We start from the raw sequence: 20,944 nt of genomic DNA on the forward strand, positions 1-20,944 counted from the left end.
CGGCGTGGGCGAGGACGGCCTCTTCCACGGGGTACAGACCCTGCGGCAGCTGATCGACGGCGGGTCGGTCGCCGGAGTCCTGATACGCGACTGGCCGGGTACGGCCGTACGCGGCACGACGGAGGGTTTCTACGGACAGCCGTGGGACCACGAGCAGCGGCTGGCGCAGCTCGACTTCATGGGCCGCACCAAGCAGAACCGCTACCTGTACGCGCCGGGCGACGACGTGTTCCGCCAGGCGCGGTGGCGCGAACCGTATCCGGCGGCACAGCGTGCGGAGTTCCGCGAGCTCGCCGAGCGCGCGCGCCGCAATCATGTCGGCCTCGCCTGGGCCGTCGCACCCGCGCAGTCGATGTGCCTGGCCGACGACGGTGACCTCAAGGCGCTGACGCGCAAGATCGACGCGATGTGGGCGCTGGGGGTGCGCGCCTTCCAGCTGCAGTTCCAGGACGTCAGCTACAGCGAGTGGCACTGCGGCAAGGACGCCGACACCTTCGGCTCGGGCCCCGAGGCCGCGGCGAGGGCCCAGGCCCGGGTGGCGGACGCGGTGGCCCGGCATCTGGCGGAGCGGCACCCGGAGGCGGAGCCGCTGACCCTGATGCCGACGGAGTACTACCAGGAAGGCGCCACCGACTACCGCCGGGCGCTGGCGAAGGAGCTGGACGGCCGGGTCCGGGTGGCGTGGACCGGCGTGGGCGTGGTGCCGCGCACCATCACCGGACGGGAACTGGCAGGCGCACGGGACGCGTTCGCGCACCCGCTGGTCACCATGGACAACTACCCGGTCAACGACTACGCGCAGGACCGGATTTTCCTCGGCCCCTACACGGGCCGGGAGCCCGCGGTGGCGAACGGCTCGGCGGCCCTGCTCGCCAACGCCATGGAGCAGGCCTCCGCATCCCGTATCCCCCTGTTCACCGCCGCCGACTACGCCTGGAACCCGAAGGGTTACCGCCCCCAGGAGTCCTGGCAGGCCGCCCTGGACGATCTGTCGGACGGCGATCCGAAGGCCCGTGAGGCGCTGGGCGCCCTGGCCGGCAACGACGCCTCGTCGATACTCGATCCGGGGCACGAGTCGGCGTATCTGCGGCCGCTGCTGGCGGAGTTCTGGCGCACACGCGCCACGACGGACACCAGGGCCAGGGACCGGGCCGCGGCCGGACTGCGGGCCGCCTTCACTGTGATGCGCCGGGCACCGCAGGATCTGAAGGGGACGGCCGGCGGCCGGCTCGTCGGCGAAGTGGGCCCGTGGCTGGAGCAGTTGGCGCGCTACGGCGCCGCCGGTGAGCTCGCCGTCGACATGCTGCAGGCACAGGCGCGCGACGACGGCGAGAGCGCCTGGCGTGCGTCACTCGCGCTGGAGCCGCTGCGCACCGCGCTGCGGCGCAGCCGGGCCACCGTGGGCAAGGGAGTGCTGGCGCCGTTCCTGGACCGGGTGGTGAAGGAGTCGGAGGCCTGGACGGGTGCGAACCGGGCCACGGCGGGCAAGGACACGCTGTGGCTGGACCGGCCCCGGCCGGTCACCGCGGTCACGGCGATGACCGAGCCGGTGAACGGCTCGGCCGGGCGGCTCGAGGCGCACGTACCCGGCGAGGGCTGGCGGGAGCTCGGTGCGCTGTCGCCGAGCGGCTGGACCCAGACGGACGCCAAGGGGCTGCGGGTGGACGGGCTGCGGATCGCCTCGTCCGGGAGCGTCCCGCAGGCTCCGGTGCCGGTGCGCTCCGTCGTGCCGTGGTTCGCGGACGAGCCGGCCGCCGGGCTCGATCTCGTACGCCCCGAGACCAGCGCGGAGATCGGCGGCGCCCCGCAGAAGGCGGGCGTGCGGCTGACCGCGCAGCGCCCCGGTGACGTGCGCGGCGCGCTCACGGCGAAGGCGCCGGCCGGTATCGACGTGGCGGTGCCGAAGGAGGCACGGGTGCCGCGGGGGCTGGAGACGACCGTGCCGGTGCAGGTCACCGTTCCGGCGGACACCCCGCCCGGTGAGTACGAGGTGCCGTTCTCCTTCGCCGGCCAGGAGCGCACCCTCACGGTGCGTGCCTACCCCCGCACCGCCGGCCCGGACCTGGCCTCGACGGCGGGGTCCAGGGCCTCCTCGTCGGGTGACGAGACTCCTGAGTTCCCGGCCGCCGCGGCGCTCGACCGCGACCCCGCGACCCGCTGGTCCTCGCCGGTGGGCCCCGACGCCTGGTGGCAGCTGGAGCTGGCGCACCCGGAGCGGGTGGGTCAGGTGGTGCTGCACTGGCAGGACGCGTACGCGACGCGGTACCGCCTCCAGGTCTCGTCCGACGGGCGCACCTGGCGCACGGCGGCGACGGCCGCGCACGGCACCGGCGGCCGCGAGATCGTCCGCATGGACGCGCGCGACGCCCGCTTCATCCGCGTCCAGTGCGACGAGCGGGCCACGCCGTACGGCTACTCCCTCTTCTCGGTGGAGGCGTACGCGGTCGCGGAGTGAACGGGTGCCGGGCCGAGCAAGCCGCTCGGCCCGGCACCCGGCACGGCCCGGCACCCCAAATGCAAAATGGCCTGCGATCTTCAGGCAGAGATGCCGTCGATCCGGGCCATTGCGTCGTCCGCGCCGTACGGCTGCAGGTATGGCAGCCAGCGCGGGTCCCTATGTCCGGTCCCGATGATGCGCCACGCGAGTCCGCTCGGCGGGGCAGGCTGGTGGCGCAGGCGCCAGCCCACCTCGTGCAGGTGCCGGTCGGCCTTGACGTGATTGCAGCGGCGGCAGGCCGCCACCACGTTGTCCCAGGCGTGCTGTCCCCCGCGACTGCGCGGAATGACATGGTCGACGCTGGTTGCGACGCCACCGCAGTACATACAGCGCCCGCCGTCGCGGGCGAAGAGCGCTTTGCGGGTGAGAGGAACGGGCCCCCGGTAGGGGACCCGCACGAACCGTTTGAGCCGGACCACGCTGGGCGCGGCGACGGCACGGGTCGCACTGTGCATGAAGGCGCCGGATTCCTCGAGGCAGAGAGCCTTGTTCTCCAGGACGAGGACGAGCGCGCGGCGGAGCGGTACGACGCCGAGCGGCTCGTACGACGCGTTGAGGACCAGGACGTGCGGCACGGTGGATGCCTCCTTGTACGCCGGCGGCGCGTGGCTCGCGCCGGGACGATCTGTCTTCAGTTTCTCCTCATGGCAGGTCCGAGCGCCACCACGTGCAGGTAACGGGCTCGAGGTGTTTTCCACCACAGCAGCTCACCCGTCCATTCCCGGGTGAGCCTTGTCTCTCCCTCCCGCAAGCGCGCCGAACCACGGCCTCCGCCCCGTTAGGGTTATTGATCTGCCCGACGCAAACCTGGAGGTTTCCCCCGTGAGTGCGTTCTGGTCGTCCGCCCTTCTCGGCGCCGATCCGTCGTCCGAGCCCGTCTCCCTCGACGAGGCGGCCGAGCAGGCGGCGGGCGCCGCGGGCTGGGTGGAGGAGAACTGGTCCACCTGGCTGAACACCGGCCTGCGGATCGCGCTGATCCTGGTCATCGCGCTGGTGCTGCGCATGCTGGTGCGCCGCGCGCTGACGAAGCTGATCGCGCGGATGAACCGGTCCGCACAGTCGGTGGAGGGCACGGCACTCGGCGGTCTGCTCGTCAACGCCGAGCGGCGCCGGCAGCGCTCGGAGGCCATCGGCTCCGTGCTTCGCTCGATCGCGTCCTTCCTGATTCTGGGCACGGCCGGTCTGATGATCCTCGGCGCGTTCAAGATCGATCTGGCCCCCCTGCTCGCCTCCGCGGGTGTTGCGGGTGTCGCGATCGGTTTCGGTGCGCGCAATCTCGTCACCGACTTCCTCTCCGGTGTCTTCATGATCATGGAGGACCAGTACGGCGTCGGGGACTCGATCGACGCGGGGGTGGCCTCGGGCGAGGTGATCGAGGTCGGCCTGCGGGTGACGAAGCTGCGCGGCGACAACGGCGAGATCTGGTACGTGCGCAACGGCGAGATCAAGCGGATCGGCAACCTCAGCCAGGGCTGGGCGACCTCGGCGGTCGATGTCACCGTCCGCTCCTCGGAGGACCTGGACCAGGTCAGCGCAGTGATCAGCGAGGTGGCAGAAGGCATCGCCAAGGCCGATCCGTGGAACGAGCAGCTGTGGGGCCCGGTGGAGGTGCTGGGTCTGACCGAGGTGCTGCTGGACTCGATGACCTTGCGGGTCGCCGCGAAGACGATGCCGGGCAAGTCCCTCGGCGTGGAGCGGGAGCTGCGCTGGCGGCTCAAGCGCGCGTTCGACGCGGCGGGTATCCGTATCGTCGGCGGGCTGCCTCAGCAGCAGACGGAGGAGGCCGCTGCCGACCCGACCGCCGCGATGGCCGCTCCGTCCGCCTACGCCTCGACGACGTCGCCGCAGTCCATGGCGGCGTCCCCGATCGCTCCTCCGGCGAATCTGGCGAAGTGATCCAAGGCCCGACGGCTCAGGCCGCAGGGCCTTGGGCCGGACCCGGCGCCGCCCCACCGCAACGCCCCCTCAGGTAACGCTTTGGTTGCCCAGGGGGCGTTTGCCATTGACGGGCCCCCGACGTGCGCCCTACGTTCCTCGTACGGATTAGGAAACTTTCCTAACAGTGCAGGTCGAGAGGCAGGTGCAACCGTCATGGCCGGAACCACCCCCGGTACCCCGCGTGTACTGCGCGCCATGAACGACCGTGCCGCCCTCGATCTGCTGCTCGAGCACGGCCCGCTGTCCCGGACTCGGATCGGGAAGCTCACCGGCCTCTCCAAACCCACCGCCTCCCAGCTGCTCGCCCGGCTGGAGGCCGCGGGCCTTGTCGTCGCCACCGGCACCACCGAGGGCCGACCGGGCCCGAGCGCCCAGCTGTACACGGTCAACGCACACGCCGCCTACGCCGCCGGCCTCGACGTCACCCCGCTGCGCATCCGCGCCGCCGTCGCCGACATCACCGGCACGACCGTGGGCGAGTTCGAGCTCGCCACCCCGGGACGGCGCGCCGAGAGCGTCGTACGGCAGGTCACCGACGCCCTGGACGGCGCGGTGAAGGCCGCCGGCGTGACCCGCGCGGAGGTGCACCGGCTCGTGATCGGCACCCCCGGCGCCTTCGACCCGTCCACCGGGAGGCTGCGGTACGCCTCGCACCTCCCCGGCTGGCACTCCCCCTCGCTGCTCGACGAGCTGGCCGCCGCCCTGCCGATGCCGGTCGAGTACGAGAACGACGTCAACCTCGTCGCCGTGGCCGAGCAGCGCCTCGGCGCCGCCCACGGCCATGAGAACTTCGTGCTGCTGTGGAACGAGGAGGGCCTCGGCGCCGCCCTTGTCATCGGCGGCCGGCTGCACCGCGGCTTCACCGGAGGCGCCGGCGAGGTCGGCTTCCTGCCCGTGCCCGGCGCCCCGCTGGTGCGCCAGGTGACCAGGGCGAACAGCGGAGGCTTCCAGGAACTGGCCGGCGCCCAGGCGCTGCCCCGGCTGGCCCGGGAACTCGGTGTCGAGGGCGTCGGCCACGGACCGCACACCGAGGTGGCGACCGGTCTGGTGGCCCGGGCCGCCGAGGCCGGCACGGGTCCGTACCGGCAGCTGCTGGACGCCTACGCGACCGCGCTCGCCACCGGTCTGGCGTCCATGGTCGCCGTACTCGACCCGGAGCTGGTCGTCCTGTCCGGCGATGTGATCGCCGCCGGCGGTGAGGTGCTGCGCGACCGCGTGCAGGCGGAGCTCACCGAACTGGCCGCGTCCCGGCCCCGGCTGGTGCTCGGCGCCGTGCGCAGGCATCCGGTGCTGCGCGGCGCGCTGGAGAGCGCGCTGGCCACCACGCGCGACGAAGTCTTCGACACCTCCCGCTGAACCCCCGACGGCACCGCCGGACACACCACCTGAGCACCTCTCCCCTTCCCCCGACCACCCATGTCACAGGGAGACACCGCCATGCCCACATACCGCCGGACAACGGCCGTCGTACTGGCCGCGGCCGCCTCGAGCGCCCTGCTCCTCTCCGCCTGCACGGGATCGAACGACGCAGGCGCGGGCGACGATCCGAACGCGAGGACGACGCTGACCTTCTGGCACGGGTGGAGCGCCCCGAGCGAGGTCGCCGCGATCGAGGCGAACATCAAGACGTTCGAGGACAAGCACCCCAACATCAAGGTGAAGGTCGTCAAGGGCATCACCGACGAGAAGCTCAACCAGGGCCTGCGCACAGGCGGTTCGAGCGCGCCGGACGTGGTCTCGTCCTTCACCACCGACAGCGTGGGCCGGTTCTGCTCCTCCAGGGCGCTGACCGATCTGGGGCCTTTCCTGGACACGTCCGGGATCGACCCGGCGACGACGTTCCTGCCGCAGATGGCCAGGTACACCGAGCACGACGGCACGCGCTGCACCGTGCCGCTCCTGGGTGACGCGTACGGCCTCTACTACAACAAGACGGCCTTCAAGGAGGCCGGCATCACCGCCCCGCCGAAGACGCTGTCCGAGTTCGACGCGGCCGTGAAGAAGCTCACCAAGGCGAAGGGTGACGGCTTCGAGCGGCTCGGCTTCATGCCGCTCTACCTGGGCTACGAGACGACAGTCGAGCACTACGGCGGCCAGTTCGGCGTCACGTACGCCGACGCGGGCGGCAAGTCGAACACAGCCGAGGACCCGGCCGTGAAGGCCATGTTCACCTGGCAGAAGAAACTGGTCGACGACCTCGGCGGCTACCGGAAGCTCAACAAGTTCCGTACGTCCCTCGGCGACGAGTGGGGTGCGAAGCACCCCTTCCACACCGGCCAGGTCGCCATGCAGCTCGACGGCGAATGGCGCGGCAAGATGGCCACCGACGCCGAGCTGGACTTCGAGATCGGTGCGGCGCCCTTCCCCGTCCCGGACGACCGGGCCGCCGACTACGGCAAGGGCTATCTGTCGGGCACCGTCCTCGGCATCGCGAGCAACAGCCCCAGGAAGAACGCCGCCTGGGAGCTGGTGAAGTACCTCTCCACCGACACCGACGCGGTCGTCTCCTTCGCCAACGCCATCCACAACGTGCCCTCGACCATGGCGGCGCTGAAGTCACCGAAGCTGAACAACGACCCGCTGTACCGCACCTTCGTCGACATCGCACAGCATCCCAAGAGCTCGCACGCCCCCTCGTCCGTCAACGGCGGCGCCTTCCTGCTCACGCTCCAGGACCACGCCATCGCCTACGAGAAGGGCGCCGAGAAGGACCTGGACGCGCTGCTGAGGAAGAACGACGCCCAGGTCGACAAGGACAACGAGCAGGCCGGCTGATGACCACCGTTCCTGTCCCGTCGGCGGCGCTGCGGGCCAAGCGCCGCCGGTCGGCGCTGCGCACCCTCGGCTTCCTCTCCCCCTGGCTGGTCGGCTTCAGCGTGTTCTTCGCGTACCCGCTGATCGCGACCGTCTACTTCTCGTTCATGAAGTACGACGGATTCACCGCGCCGAGCTGGGTGGGCCTCAAGAACTGGGCGTACGTCTTCCAGGACAACCCGTTCTTCTGGCCTGCCCTGCGCAACACGCTGTGGCTGGTGCTGGTGATGGTCACCTGCCGCGTCGTCTTCGGGCTCGGCATCGGTGTGCTGATCACCCGGATCAGGACGGGCGCGGGGTTCTTCCGCACCGTGTTCTATCTCCCTTATCTGGCCCCGCCGGTCGCGGCGACGGTGTCGTTCGTCTTCCTGCTCAACCCGGGTACGGGGCCGGTCAACACGATCCTCGCCGCGATCGGCCTCGGCGAGCCCGACTGGTTCAACGACCCCGGCTGGTCGAAGCCCTCGCTCACCCTGCTCGCGCTGTGGTGCATCGGCGACCTCATGGTCATTTTCATGGCGTCCCTGCTCGATGTGCCCAAGGAGCAGTACGAGGCCGCCGAACTGGACGGCGCGAGCGCCTGGCAGCGGTTCCGGTTCGTCACGCTGCCCAACATCTCGCCGATCGTGCTGTTCGCCGTGATCACCGGAGTGATCGCGACGATGCAGTACTACACCGAGCCCCTGGTGGCCGCGAAGGTCGCCAGCGGTGTGATCGGCGGCTCCGGGCAGCACTTCGAGCCCGGCTACCCCGACAAGTCCACGCTCACCGTCCCGCAGGTCGTGTACAACCTGGGCTTCCAGCGCTTCGACACCGGGGCCGCGTGCGTGGTCGCACTGGTGCTGTTCGTGCTGGCCATGGTGTTCACGGTGTTCCTGATGCGTCGGCGCAGCGGCTTCATGTCGCCGGAGGACTGACCGCCCATGACAACGGAACTCTCCCTGCCGCGTACGGCGCCGACGCCGGCGTCCGGCACGAACAGCTCTGCGGCCCGGACGGCGCGCCGCCGGGCGGCCCTGGAGTGGATCGCGCTCCACTCGCTCGCCCTCGCCGCCGCCCTGTTCTTCCTGCTGCCGTTCGTCTTCGTCTTCCTGACCGCCGTGATGAGCGGTGACCAGGCGCTGACCCGGGACCTGTGGCCGCACACCTGGGAGTGGGGCAACTTCGCCGATGTGTGGAACACGCCGGGCTTCCTGACCTGGTGGCGCAACACGCTGCTGTACGCGGGCGGGGGCACCGTCCTCGCGGTGGGCAGCAGTCTGCCGGTCGCCTACGCGCTCGCGAGGTTCCGCTTCCGCGGGCGCAACGTGATGATGATGCTCGTCATTGCGGCGATGATGCTGCCGCCACAGGTGATCATCGTCCCCATGTACCTGTTCTGGGCCGAACAGCTGGATCTGGCGGGCACGCTCTGGCCGTTGATCATCCCGTTCGCGTTCGGCAACGCGTTCACGATCTTCCTGCTGCGCCAGTTCCTGCTGACGATCCCGCGCGAGTACACCGAGGCGGCCCGGATCGACGGCTGCGGCGAGTTGCGCACGCTGGTCACGGTCGTGGTGCCGATGGCCCGGCCGGCGATCGCCGCTTGTGCGCTGTTCCACTTCTTCTACTGCTGGAACGACTACTTCGGCCCGCAGATCTACGCTTCGGAGAACCCGGCCGCCTGGACGCTGAGTTACGGCCTGGAGTCCTTCAAGGGAGCGCACCAGACGGACTGGAATCTCACGATGGCCGCGACCGTGCTGGTCATGGCCCCGGTGATCATCGTCTTCTTCTTCGCCCAGAAGGCATTCGTCGAGGGCGTCACACTGACCGGAGTGAAGGGCTGATGGACACATGAAGCTCGCAGTCGTGGGTGGCGGATCCACCTACACACCGGAGTTGATCGACGGCTTCGCCCGGCTGAGGGACACCCTGCCGATCAGCGAGCTGGTGCTGATCGACCCGGCGGCCGGCCGGCTGGAACTGGTCGGCGGCCTGGCCCGGCGCATCTTCGCCAGGCAGGGCCACTCCGGGAAGATCGTGACGACCTCGGACCTGGACGCGGGTGTCGCAGGCGCCGACGCCGTACTGCTGCAGCTGCGCGTGGGCGGCCAGGCCGCCCGCCACCAGGACGAGACCTGGCCGCTGGAGTGCGGCTGCATCGGGCAGGAGACGACAGGCGCCGGCGGGCTCGCCAAGGCGCTGCGCACCGTGCCCGTGGTTCTCGACATCGCCGAACGGGTGCGGCGCGCGAGCCCCGATGCGTGGATCATCGACTTCACCAACCCGGTCGGCATCGTCACCCGGGCCCTGCTCCAGGCCGGGCACAAGGCCGTCGGGCTGTGCAACGTCGCCATCGGTCTCCAGCGCAGGTTCGCAGCCCTCCTCGAGGTCGCCCCGGCCGATGTGCATCTGAACCATGTGGGCCTCAACCACCTCACCTGGGAGACAGGTGTGCGACTCGGAGGTCCCGAGGGGGCCGATCTGCTGCCGAAGCTGCTGGCCGATCACGGTGACCGGATCGCCGACGACCTGCGTCTGCCGCGCGCGGTGCTCGACCGGCTCGGCGTCGTCCCCTCGTACTACCTGCGCTACTTCTACGCGCACGACGAGGTGGTGCGGGAGCTGCGGACCAAGCCGTCACGGGCCGCCGAGGTCGCCGAGATGGAGCGGCAGCTGCTCGAGATGTACGGCGACCCGACGCTCGACACGAAGCCGGAGCTGCTGGCCAGGCGAGGCGGCGCCTTCTACTCGGAGGCGGCGGTCGATCTGGCGGCGTCACTGCTCGGCGGGGGCGGGAGCACGTACCAGGTCGTGAACACGTACAACAACGGCACGCTGCCGTACCTCCCGGCCGACGCCGTGATCGAGGTGCAGGCCGCCGTCGGCCCCCAGGGCGCCACGCCGCTGCCCGTACCCGGGCCGGACCCGCTGTACAGCGGGCTGATCGCGAACGTGACGGCGTACGAGGAGCTGGCGCTGGAGGCTGCGCTGCGCGGCGGCCGCGACCGGGTGTTCAAGGCGCTGCTGGCCCACCCGCTCATCGCCCAGTTCGAGTACGCGGACAAGCTCACCGATCAGCTGATCGCGCACAACCAGGAGCACCTCGCGTGGGCGTGAGAGCCGCGGTCCTCGCCATCGACGCGGGCAACAGCAAGACCGATGTGGCCTTTGTCGGGGCCGACGGGTCGGTGCTCGCCACCGCCCGCGGGGGCGGCTTCCAGCCGCCGGTCGTCGGTGTCGAGGCGGCGTTCGACGCGCTCGGCTCGACCGTCGACGAGGCGCTGGCGCGCGCCCGTGACCGGGGCGAGCCGGTCGACGAGGTCGGCCATGTGTCGGCCTGCCTCGCCAACGCCGACCTGCCGGTGGAGGAGAAGGAGCTCACGGCCGCGCTGCGGGGGCGTGGCTGGGGCGGGACGGCGGAGGTCCGCAACGACACGTTCGCGATCCTGCGTGCAGGCGTCGACGAGCCCCGGGGCGTGGCCGTGGTGTGCGGCGCGGGCATCAACTGCGTGGGCATGCTGCCGGACGGCCGCACGGCCCGCTTCCCCGCGATCGGGACGATCTCCGGGGACTGGGGCGGCGGCGGGGGTCTGGCCGAGGAGGCGTTGTGGTTCGCGGCGCGGGCCGAGGACGGTCGGGGCGAACCCACGGCGCTGCGTACGGCGCTGCCCGCACACTTCGGCCTGGACTCGATGTACGCGCTGATCGAGGCAATGCACCGCGGCCGCATCCCGCTCACGCGCAAGCACGAGCTCACGCCGGTGCTGTTCGCGACGAGCGCGGCGGGCGATCCGGTCGCCCGTTCACTGGTGGAGAGGATGGCGGACGAGGTCGTGGCGATGTCCACGGTCGCGCTCGCGCGGCTCCAACTCCTCGACGAGGAGGTCCCGGTGCTGCTCGGCGGCAGTGTGCTGGCGGCCCGGCATCCCGAACTTGAGGACCGCATCCGCGCGTTGCTGGCGGTCAGGGCGCCGAAGGCGGTGGTGGACGTGGTGACCGCTGCGCCGGTGCTGGGCGCGGCCCTGCTGGGGCTGGACCGTGTCGGGGCGACGGCCGGGGCGAGGGCGAGGCTGCGGACGTACTACGCGTAGCGCGCGGCGGGGGCTGATTTCCCTCCGCGGGTGCGGGCGGCGGGGCGCGGTGGGGGGACACATGCGCGGCCGGGCGCGCGAGGCCGCATCGGAGCGATTCCGGCCATGACTTGACCACCCGTCCGGGTGGCATCGGCCGCGGAGTGGAACCGATCAAGGACCGCAGGCGTATTCATGGTGGGGACAGAGTGGGGGGATCGACCGGGCAGGACCTGCGTTGCCAGGACTTGAACAAGATCCAGTCAATTCTGGTGTGAGACAGTTCCCTCCGGCCATACTGCTGGCCGGGAGTCGTCCTAAGGACCCGCCGGGGGGTGGGACCGACGTCAGCGACCGAGGGGGAGGTCACGTGACACACCTGCCGAATGTGCGTACCGCGCCTCAGTCGGCTCCGCCGCCCGCGCCCGCGCAGCCACCGGCCGGGCCGCCTGCGGGCCGTGGCGCATGGGCAGAGATCCGGCGGCGGCTGCGGGCCGCGGCCACGACCGAGCCCGGGCGGCTGCAGATCATCGGGGCCGTGCTCGCGGCGTTCGTGCTGGCCTTCGGCGTGGTGACCGCCTTCGAGACCGCCGACCGGGCCGCCGCGGCGGACGACGTGGTGAGCCGCAGTCAGCCGCTGAGTGCCGACGCCGCCTCGATCTACCGCACGCTGGCCGACGCGGACACCGCGGCCTCCAGCGGCTTCCTGGCCGGCGCCGAGGAGCCCCGGGCGGTCCATGAGCGGTACGAGAAGGACATCGCGCTCGCCTCCCGGCTGCTGGTCAAGGCCGCCGCGAACACGGACAGTTCGAGTGAGTCGGGCCACCAGATAGCCACGCTGAACGAAGGCCTGCCGCGCTACACCGGCCTGATCGAGACCGCCCGGGCCAACAACCGGCTGGGCCGGCCGCTGGGCGGCGCCTATCTCCGGTTCGCCAACGAGCAGATGAGCAAGCAACTCCTGCCCGCGGCCGAGAAGCTGTACGACGCGGAGACGGCCCGCCTGGAGCAGGACGACGACGACGCCCGTTTCTGGCCCATCGCCTCGCTCGTGGCCGGCGTGATCGCCATCGGTCTCCTGGTGGGGGCGCAGCGGCGCAACTACCGGCGGACGAACAGGGTGTTCAACCATGGACTGGTCGCCGCCACGGCGGCCACGACCGTGGTGCTGCTGTGGCTGGCCGTGGGCCACACGGTGGCCCGCGCCCAGCTGAACGACGCCGAGGTGCACGGACAGCAGTCGCTGAAGGTCCTCAACGACGCGCGGATCGCCTCGCTGAAGGCACGGGCGAACGAGAACCTCACCCTGGTCGCCCGGGGCGCGGTACTCACCGACGACGGCAAGAACGACAAGTACGCCACGGAGTTCGCCGCCGGGATGGACCGGCTCGGCAAGGAGCTGACCCGGGCGCAGCGGCTGGCCGACGACGACCAGGGAGCGGGCCCCGTCGAGAGCGCGGTGAACGGCATGTCGGCATGGCAGGACAGACACGCCGACGTGGCCCGGACCGACCGCGCCGGTGACTACGAGGGCGCGCTGAAGAAGGTCATCGGCGCCAAGGGATCCACCGGCGAGTGCTTCGACAAGGTGGACCAGGCACTGGAGCTGGCGGTGGCGCACGAGCAGCGTGAGTTCACCGAGGCGGCCAAGGACGGGCGCGGGGCGTTCGGCGGGCTGCCGATCGGGGCGGCGGCATTGGCCGTGCTCGGCGCCGTCGGAGCGATCCTCGGCATCAACCGCAGGCTGTCGGAGTACCGGTGAGAGGGGGAGCTATGGCGGGTGCGAAGTCCAGGCTCCGCGGCTGGGGCGGCGTGGCTGGGATGGCCGCGGCGTGTGCGCTGACCGCGGCCGTCACCCTGCTGCCGCTGTCCCGGGGCGGCGCGGACGCACTGAGTTCCAAACCGGCCGGTCACGGCCTGGCGGCGGCTCCCGCGAAGGAGGACGACTGCAAGGACCCGGAGGCCTCGCTCCAGCCGTCCGGAGCGGACGGCCCGGCGATCGACGCCATCAAGGAGCGGGGCCGGCTGATCGTCGGCGTCGATCAGAACAGCTACCGCTGGGGCTACCGCAATCCGGCCGGCGGCGGGCTCGAGGGCTTCGACATCGACCTGGCCCGTGCCATCGCGGAGGACATCCTCGGCGACCGGGATGCCGTCATATTCCGCGCGATACCGACCAACCAGCGCATCGCCGCCCTGAACAGCGGCACGGTGGACATCGTCGTGCGGACCATGACGATCAACTGCAGCCGGATCGAGCAGGTCGCCTTCTCCACCGCCTACTTCCAGGCGGGCCAGCAGGTCCTCGCTCCCAAGAGCTCGTCGATCACCGGGTACGACAAGTCCCTGACCGGCAAGCGGATCTGCTCGGCGGAGGGCTCGACGGCCTTCGAGGCGCTGGAGAAGAAGAGCTTCGGGGCGACGTTCAAGGACGAGCACGACGGGCAGCCGCAGGACGAGGACGTGTACACCGTGCCCAACCAGCTGGACTGTCTGGTCAGACTCCAGCAGGGTCTGGTGGACGCGGTGGTGACGGACAACGCCCTGGCGGCGGGCCAGGCCGCCCAGGACCCCGCGGTGGAACTCAAGGGCGACAAGCCGTTCACCACCGAGTACTACGGCGTGGCCACCAAACTCGGCAACGACGACCTGGTGAAGCGGGTGAACCAGGTGCTGGTCGACTACCGCAAGAGCGACTGGATGCGGGCGTACGACAAATGGCTCGCAGCGGACCTGCCCGGGATCACGGGGCCGCCGCAGCCGAAGTACAGGACCGGCTGAGCATCGCGGATACCTGGCGGGCCATGGAAGCAGTGACAATGGATCGGAGAGGTGATCGATGGGCGTCGCGGGACCCTTCCCCGGCTCTGCGGGGAGACCGCAGGGGCCGGTGATGGACCGGGACGAGGTGGACCGCGCCCTCGCGCGGCTCGACGCGGAGCACGAGGCGGTCGAGACCTCGCTCCTCGCGCTGCAGGACCATGCGGGCCGAAGGCTCCTCGAAGGGGCCGAGCTGACGGGCGTCACCAAGGACCGCTGGGCCGGCGCCGAGCAGGCCATCACCCTGCTCTGGGGGTACTTCGACGCGTACACCGCCGCCCTGCACGAACTCCGTGAGATCCGCGCACGCCGGAACCGGCCCAGCCGTGAGGACCTGGTGGAGCTCACCGAGCGGCTGCGCGGGCGCAGTGTGACCGTGGCGAGCCCGGCCGCCGCCCCCGCACCGTCGATCACCGGACCTGCCAGGCTCTCCGAGGAGTTCACGCTCGAGGAGCTCGTCATGCGGATGAACGAGCTGTACGCGAGCTCCCTGGACATGGTGGTGACCGCGGACGCGGTCTGGTCGGCACTGCCCGCCCGGATAGATCTGCTCTCCGCGGAGCTCCAGCGCACCCGTTCGCTCGCGCACTCGGTGGGCGTACGGCCCGGGGAACATCCCTCCGGCGACGATCTGGAGTCCATCACCCACGAGCTGTCCGCGCTGCGCATCCAGGTGGTGTCCGATCCGCTGGCCTTCTGGCGTTCCGCGCCGGGGAGTTCGGCGCCCGGCGGCGGCCGGCCGGACACCGAGCGCTACGACCGCGCGGCGCGCGCCCTGGAGGATGTGCGCCGGGAGATCGAAGCAGTGCTGCAGGTGCGCCAGGACTCCGAGGAGCGGCTGCTGCGGCTGCGGGACCTGCTCTCACGGGCCGACCGGACGCTGACCGAGGCCCGCGCCGCGCGCGGCGAGGTCCTGGCGAAGATCGCCGCCTCAGAGGTCCCCGCCGTGAGCGGGCCTCCGACCGTGTTGCAGGAGCGGCTCGCCACGGCCTCGGAGTACCGCAGGCACGCGCAGTGGCACCGGCTCTCGCCTCTGCTGGAGTCCCTGGAGCGCGAGGCCGAGGACGAACTGCTGCGGGCCCGGGAGTCGTTGACGGCGGTCACCGCTCCGCTCGCGGTCCGCGCCGAGCTGCGCGGCCGCCTCGACGCGTACAAGGCGAAGGTCGCCCGGCACGGGCTGGCGGAGGACCCGCTGCTGATCGAGCGGTACGACGCGGCGCGCCGGATGCTGTGGAGCGCGCCGTGCGATCTGCGGGCCGCCGAGCAGGCGGTGCTGCGCTACCAGCACGCGGCCGTGGAAGTGATGGTGCCCAGAGCGCCCGGAAGTGACTCCGGGCCGGTCGACCGCAGGGGGGATCGATGAGTGAGACGAAGAACTGCCAGCGCCCCGGCTGCGAAGGCACGTACGAGGACATGGGCGGCGGCGAGCTGTACTGCGACACCTGCGGGCTGGCGCCCGTCGTGTCGGGAAACGGCATGGTCTCCTCGCCGCCGACGGGTATCACCGGCGGGCGTGACTCCGGTTCGACGGGCGGCAGTTCGCGCTCGTCGCGCGCCTCGTCACGTTCGTCGACCTCGCGCCGCTCGGTCTCGGGCCGGCTGTCGCGCTCGCTGACCGGGAGCAGCACCTCCACCCGGTCGGTCTCGGTGCGCAGCTCCGGCTCCTCGACCAGCGCCTCCAGCCGCAACCGGCTGGGCGCCGGCCTGGTGTCCGTGCCGGAGGTGCCGCGCCCCGACCCGCGTTCGGCGGTGATGGCCGACCCCGAGGTCCCCGAGCGCAAGCGGTTCTGCTCGCGCTCCGACTGCGGCGCTCCGGTGGGACGCGCGCGTGGGGACCGGCCGGGGCGTACGGAGGGCTTCTGCACCAAGTGCGGCCACCCGTACTCCTTCGTGCCGAAGCTGGCCGCCGGCGACATCGTGCACGGACAGTACGAAGTGATGGGCTGTCTCGCGCACGGCGGTCTCGGCTGGGTCTATCTGGCCGTCGACCGGGCCGTGTCCGACCGGTGGGTGGTGCTCAAGGGCCTGCTGGACACCGGCGACCAGGACGCGATGGCAGCGGCGATCTCGGAGCGCCGCTTCCTGGCCGAGATCGAGCACTCCAACATCGTCCGGATCTACAACTTCGTCGAGCACCTCGACCAGCGCACCGGTTCCCTCGACGGCTACATCGTCATGGAGTACGTGGGCGGCAAGTCGCTGAAGGAGATAGCGAACGGGCGGCGCGGCGTGGACGGGCGGCGTGACCCGCTGCCCGTGGAGCAGGCGTGCGCCTATGGCATCGAGGCCCTGGAGGCGCTCGGCCACCTGCACAGCAGAAACCTTCTGTACTGCGACTTCAAGGTCGACAACGCCATCCAGCAGCAGGACCAGCTCAAGCTCATCGACATGGGCGCGGTCCGCAGGATGGACGACGACGAGTCCGCGATCTACGGGACCGTCGGCTACCAGGCACCGGAGGTCGCCGAGGTCGGCCCCTCGGTCGCCTCCGACCTGTACACGGTGGCGCGCACCCTGGCGGTGCTCACCTTCGACTTCCAGGGCTACACGAACGTGTTCGTGGACTCGCTGCCGGACCCGGACAACATCGAGGTCTTCCGCACGTACGAGTCGTTCTACCGGCTGCTGGTGCGGGCGACGGACCCCGATCCGGCACGCCGGTTCGCCTCGGCACAGGAGATGGCGGAGCAGCTGACCGGTGTGCTGCGGGAGGTCGTGGCGATCCAGACGGGACGCCCGCGCCCGTCGCTCTCCACGCTGTTCGGTCCGGAACTGCGGGTGACGGACACCCAGTTGTTCACCGAGCTGAGCGGGGACGTCTCCCAGCTCGGCGGGCGGGCGGTGATTCCCGCGCCGCGTACACCGGCCGCCCCGCTCGCCACGGCCCCGCCGAGTCTCACGCTGGCGCCGCAGCTCGCGGTGCTCGACGCCCGTGCGACCTCGCTCGCGCTCCCGGTCCCCCGGGTCGACGCGAGCGATCCGAACGCGGGCTTCCTGGCCGGTCTGATGGCCTCCGCGCCCGCCGAGCTGATCACGGCGCTGCTCTCCGCGCCCATGCCTTCGCCCGAGACCAGACTGCGTGAGCTGCGCGCCCGCCTGGAAATGGGCGAACTGGCCGCGGCGGACGGGGCACTGGGTGCGCTGGAGCAGCAGCAGCCGGACGACTGGCGGGTCGTCTGGTACCGGGGCATCGCCTCGCTGGTGACCGGGGACAACGAAGCGGCCGCGCTCTCCTTCGACGCGATCTACGACGCGTTCCCGGGCGAGCCCGCTCCCAAGCTGGCCCTGGGCGTCTGCGCCGAGGTGCTGGGCCAGTTGGACAACGCGGCGGAGTACTACCGCCTGGTGTGGACGACCGACCCGAGCTATGTCAGCGCGGCGTTCGGTCTGGCCCGGGTGCAGCTCGCGGCGGGCGACCGGGCCGGGGCCGTACGGACTCTGGAGTCGGTTCCCGAGGCGTCGATCCACTACACGGCCGCGCGCGTCGCGGCCGTGCGGGCCAGGCTGCGGCGACGCGCCGTGCACGAACCGCTCATCGACGAACTGACGTCGGCTGCCGCGCAGGTGGAGGCCCTGGCAGATTTCGGTCTGGACCCGGTACGCCGCGAGCGGTTGTCCACAGAGGTGCTCGGCACGGCGCTGGACTGGGTACTCTCCGGAAGTCCCGGGGCCCGGCCGTCCGTTCCGACCGCACCGAGCACGCCGCCTGCGCCGCACGCGGGCGCACCGACCGTGCTGCTCGGCAGTGAACTGGACGAGCGCGGCCTGCGCTTCGGACTGGAACGCTCCTACCGGGTACTCGCCCGGCTCGCCCAGCGCGGCGAGGAGCGGATAGAGCTGGTGGAGCGGGCGAACCGCTACCGCCCCAGGACGTGGGTGTGATTGATGTCGCGGATTCACGAGCCTGCGGCCGGAGCGTCCTGCCCCAGCTGCGAGGAGCCACTGGAGCCTGCCGACCGATTCTGCGGCGCCTGCGGGTACGACCTGTCGGCCGTGCCCGCCCCGTCGGGGCAGGACCGTCCGACTCTCGCCATCGGCCCGTCCGTCACCTGGCCGGCGGCGGACGGGAGCGCGGGTACGGGCACACCTGACCAGGCCCATGTGCCGAGCGATCTGCCGGGCACGGACTCGGACGGCGGCGCGCTGCCGGGTCCCGGCGTGCGTCACGACCACCGGGCGTCTGCGTCGCAGGGCGCTGCGGCCGGGCAGCCGCCGGGGCACCCGGCGGCTCCGGACGTCTCCGGGGACTTCGAGCTGCCCGCACCGCAGCCCGGCACAGCCGTGGCCGCGGACCCGCGTGCCGCCGACCGGCCCCTCCCCGTGCCCGAGGCGGCCGCCACACTCTGTGTGGCGTGCCGGGCGGGCCGGGTGGACAACGACGGCTACTGCGAGAACTGCGGCCATGCCCAGCCACGCGAACGCGACCACATGGAGCAGGAGCTCGGCTCGGTCGCGGCGGTGAGCGACCGCGGTCTGCGCCACCACCGCAACGAGGACTCGTTCGCGGTCTCGTCCACGGCCCTGCCGGACGGCTCACCGGCCGTCGTCGCGGTCGTCTGTGACGGAGTGTCCTCGGCGACCCGCCCGGACGAGGCGTCGGCCGCCGCTGCCCGGGCCGCCAACGAGGAGCTGCTGGCGGCCCTGCCCCGGGGTACCCACCCGCAGCAGGCCATGCACGAGGCGATCGTCGCGGCCGCCACCGCCGTCAACTCCCTCGCCACCGATGCAGGTGGCAGCGAGGCGATGGAGCACGACCCCAACCGCCATCAGAACGCACCGGCGTGCACGATCGTCGGCGCCGTCGCGGCCGGCGGTCTGCTGGTGGTCGGCTGGGTCGGCGACAGCCGCGCCTACTGGGTGCCGGACGACCGCACCGGTCCGCCGGCCCGGCTGACCGAGGACGACTCCTGGGCGGCGCAGATGGTGGCGGCCGGCCTGATGAACGAGGCGGAGGCGTACGCGGACGAGCGTGCCCACGCCATCACGGGCTGGCTGGGTGCCGACGCGTACGAACTGGAGCCGCACACCGCGTCGTTCAAACCGGACCGCTCCGGAGTGGTCGTGGTCTGCACGGACGGCCTGTGGAACTACGCCGAAGGCGCCGACGACATGGCCCGTGCGGTCCCGCCGGACGCCGCCGACCGGCCGCTGCACAGTGCGCAGGTGCTGGTCGGTCATGCGCTCGACGGCGGCGGCCACGACAACGTAACAGTGGCGGTGCTGCCGTTCGCCGTGCCGCAGCCGGGGGCAGGATCGGCGTACGACAAGGCATGAGTCCCGCTTTGTCGGTCAACGGCCCTGTCCGTCGCCCGGAGCCCGCGGGGCGGCCCCGGCCCCGCTCCGAACAGACCTGACGTGATGTTTCTCTCCGCCCAGGCGGGAGTCCCGAGGAGTCCGAAGACAGATGGCCGTTTTCTCCAAGTCCCCGGTGCCGCAGTTCGCCGTCGATGTGTACCAGAACGAGTACCTGCCGGAAGGCGGCCGCGAGGTCAACGCGATCGTCACCGTCACCTCGACCGGAGGCGGCACGAGCGGCGGCGCGCCGCTCACCGCGGCGTCCGTGTCCCCTGGGCAGATACCCGGGCAGCCGGCCGGCGCCGCGGTGGTGATCATGGTCGACTGCTCCGGCTCGATGGACTACCCGCCGACCAAGATGCGCAACGCGCGGGACGCCACGGCCGCGGCGATCGACACGCTGCGCGACGGCGTCGCCTTCGCGGTGGTCGCCGGCACGCATCAGGCGACCGAGGTCTACCCGGGCAGCGGGCGGCTGGCCGTCGCCGACGACCGGACCCGCGCCCAGGCCAAGGAGGCGCTGCGCAGGCTGAGCGCCGGAGGCGGCACCGCGATCGGCACCTGGCTGACGCTGGCGGACCGGCTGTTGGCCTCCTCCGACAAGCCGATCCGGCACGGGATCCTGCTCACCGACGGGCGCAACGAGCACGAGTCGCCCGAGGACCTGCGGGCCGCCCTGGACGCCTGCGCGGGACGCTTCACGTGCGACGCCCGCGGCGTCGGCACCGATTGGGAGGTCAAGGAGGTCACCGGCATCGCCTCCGCCCTGCTGGGCACGGCGGACATCGTCGCCGACCCGAGCGGTCTGGCCGCGGACTTCACACAGATGATGGCGAACGCGATGGGCAAGGAGGTCGCGGACGTGGCGCTGCGACTGTGGACGCCGGTCGGGGTGGAGATCAGGTACGTCAAGCAGGTCGCGCCGACGGTCGAGGATCTGACGGGGCGGCGCAGCGAGGCGGGGCCCCGGGCCGGGGACTACCCGACCGGCTCGTGGGGCGACGAGTCGCGCGACTACCACGTGTGCGTCCATGTGCCCGATGCCGGGGTCGGCCGGGAGATGCTGGCGGCCCGGGTCTCACTGATCGTTCCGGCGGCGGACGGCGGCGCTCCCCAGGTGCTGTCGCAGGGCCTTGTACGGGCGGTGTGGACGGACGATCTGACGGCGTCGACCTCGATCAATCCGCAGGTCGCGCACTACACGGGACAGGCCGAACTGGCACAGGTCATCCAGCAGGGGCTACAGGCCCGCAAGTCGGGTGATTTCGACGGCGCGACGGCCAAGCTGGGTCGCGCCGTGCAGCTCGCGGCGAAGTCCGGGAACGAGGACACTGCGAAACTGCTTTCGAAGGTGGTGGATGTCGTCGATGCGGCGACAGGTACTGTGCGACTGAAGGCAAAGGTCGCGGAGGCGGACGAGATGACCCTCGAAACGCGCTCCACGAAGACGGTTCGCGTCAAGAAGTAGCCCGCACGAGCACGACGTATCACACGACGTATCAACGGCCCACGGGCCGGACGAGGA

At 71.4% G+C, this 20,944-nt stretch carries 15 protein-coding genes; 14 read left to right on the forward strand and 1 reads right to left on the reverse strand.

Going from position 1 to position 20,944, the window contains the following annotated elements; genetic code table 11:
* Positions 1-2,455: beta-N-acetylglucosaminidase domain-containing protein (locus ABZ208_RS33580; protein WP_356913231.1), on the forward strand; the 2,455-nt coding region annotated here is incomplete at its 5' end.
* 80 nt (positions 2,456-2,535) lie between these two features.
* Here ABZ208_RS33580 and ABZ208_RS33585 read toward each other — a convergent pair.
* A complete protein-coding gene (locus ABZ208_RS33585) occupies positions 2,536-3,072 on the reverse strand; it encodes an HNH endonuclease (protein WP_328400531.1) in 537 nt (178 codons plus the stop codon).
* Between the two features lie 247 nt (positions 3,073-3,319).
* On the opposite strand from ABZ208_RS33585, the gene ABZ208_RS33590 reads away from it, so the two are divergent.
* The 13 genes from ABZ208_RS33590 (at position 3,320) to ABZ208_RS33650 (ending at position 20,887) form a co-directional block, all read left to right on the forward strand.
* Complete coding sequence (locus ABZ208_RS33590; RefSeq protein WP_356913232.1) at positions 3,320-4,393, forward strand: mechanosensitive ion channel family protein; 1,074 nt, start codon at positions 3,320-3,322, stop codon at positions 4,391-4,393.
* A 195-nt stretch (positions 4,394-4,588) separates the two neighbouring features.
* Positions 4,589-5,791 (forward strand): ROK family transcriptional regulator, encoded by a 1,203-nt coding sequence (locus ABZ208_RS33595; RefSeq protein ID WP_356913233.1) that lies wholly within the window; start codon positions 4,589-4,591, stop codon positions 5,789-5,791.
* 81 nt (positions 5,792-5,872) lie between these two features.
* Positions 5,873-7,210 (forward strand): ABC transporter substrate-binding protein, encoded by a 1,338-nt coding sequence (locus ABZ208_RS33600; RefSeq protein ID WP_356913234.1) that lies wholly within the window; start codon positions 5,873-5,875, stop codon positions 7,208-7,210.
* Positions 7,210-8,166, forward strand: a complete 957-nt coding sequence (locus ABZ208_RS33605; RefSeq protein ID WP_356913235.1) for a sugar ABC transporter permease — start codon at positions 7,210-7,212, stop codon at positions 8,164-8,166. Before ABZ208_RS33600 ends, ABZ208_RS33605 begins: the two co-directional genes overlap by 1 nt.
* 6 nt (positions 8,167-8,172) lie before the next feature.
* Positions 8,173-9,078, forward strand: a complete 906-nt coding sequence (locus ABZ208_RS33610) for a carbohydrate ABC transporter permease (RefSeq protein ID WP_356913236.1) — start codon at positions 8,173-8,175, stop codon at positions 9,076-9,078.
* A 7-nt stretch (positions 9,079-9,085) separates the two neighbouring features.
* Positions 9,086-10,351: a 6-phospho-beta-glucosidase gene (locus tag ABZ208_RS33615; protein ID WP_356913237.1), complete on the forward strand. Its 1,266-nt coding sequence runs from the start codon at positions 9,086-9,088 to the stop codon at positions 10,349-10,351.
* A complete protein-coding gene (locus ABZ208_RS33620; protein ID WP_356913238.1) occupies positions 10,342-11,325 on the forward strand; it encodes a BadF/BadG/BcrA/BcrD ATPase family protein in 984 nt (327 codons plus the stop codon). Before ABZ208_RS33615 ends, ABZ208_RS33620 begins: the two co-directional genes overlap by 10 nt.
* Positions 11,326-11,779: 454 nt before the next feature.
* Positions 11,780-13,066 (forward strand): hypothetical protein, encoded by a 1,287-nt coding sequence (locus tag ABZ208_RS33625; protein WP_356913262.1) that lies wholly within the window; start codon positions 11,780-11,782, stop codon positions 13,064-13,066.
* 11 nt (positions 13,067-13,077) lie between these two features.
* Positions 13,078-14,085, forward strand: a complete 1,008-nt coding sequence (locus ABZ208_RS33630) for a glutamate ABC transporter substrate-binding protein (protein ID WP_356913239.1) — start codon at positions 13,078-13,080, stop codon at positions 14,083-14,085.
* 58 nt (positions 14,086-14,143) lie between these two features.
* Positions 14,144-15,487, forward strand: a complete 1,344-nt coding sequence (locus tag ABZ208_RS33635) for a hypothetical protein (RefSeq protein ID WP_356913240.1) — start codon at positions 14,144-14,146, stop codon at positions 15,485-15,487.
* Positions 15,484-18,006 (forward strand): tetratricopeptide repeat protein, encoded by a 2,523-nt coding sequence (locus ABZ208_RS33640; protein ID WP_356913241.1) that lies wholly within the window; start codon positions 15,484-15,486, stop codon positions 18,004-18,006. The genes ABZ208_RS33635 and ABZ208_RS33640 overlap by 4 nt, the downstream gene beginning before the upstream one ends.
* A 3-nt stretch (positions 18,007-18,009) precedes the next feature.
* Positions 18,010-19,398, forward strand: a complete 1,389-nt coding sequence (locus tag ABZ208_RS33645) for a PP2C family serine/threonine-protein phosphatase (protein WP_356913242.1) — start codon at positions 18,010-18,012, stop codon at positions 19,396-19,398.
* A 130-nt stretch (positions 19,399-19,528) separates the two neighbouring features.
* Positions 19,529-20,887 carry a VWA domain-containing protein gene (locus tag ABZ208_RS33650; protein ID WP_356913243.1) on the forward strand — a complete coding sequence of 453 codons (1,359 nt, stop codon included), beginning with the start codon at positions 19,529-19,531 and terminating at the stop codon, positions 20,885-20,887.
* Positions 20,888-20,944 lie beyond the last annotated feature (57 nt).

The sequence above is a fragment of the Streptomyces sp. NPDC006208 genome, from assembly GCF_040613775.1.
Taxonomy (GTDB): Bacteria; Actinomycetota; Actinomycetes; order Streptomycetales; family Streptomycetaceae; genus Streptomyces.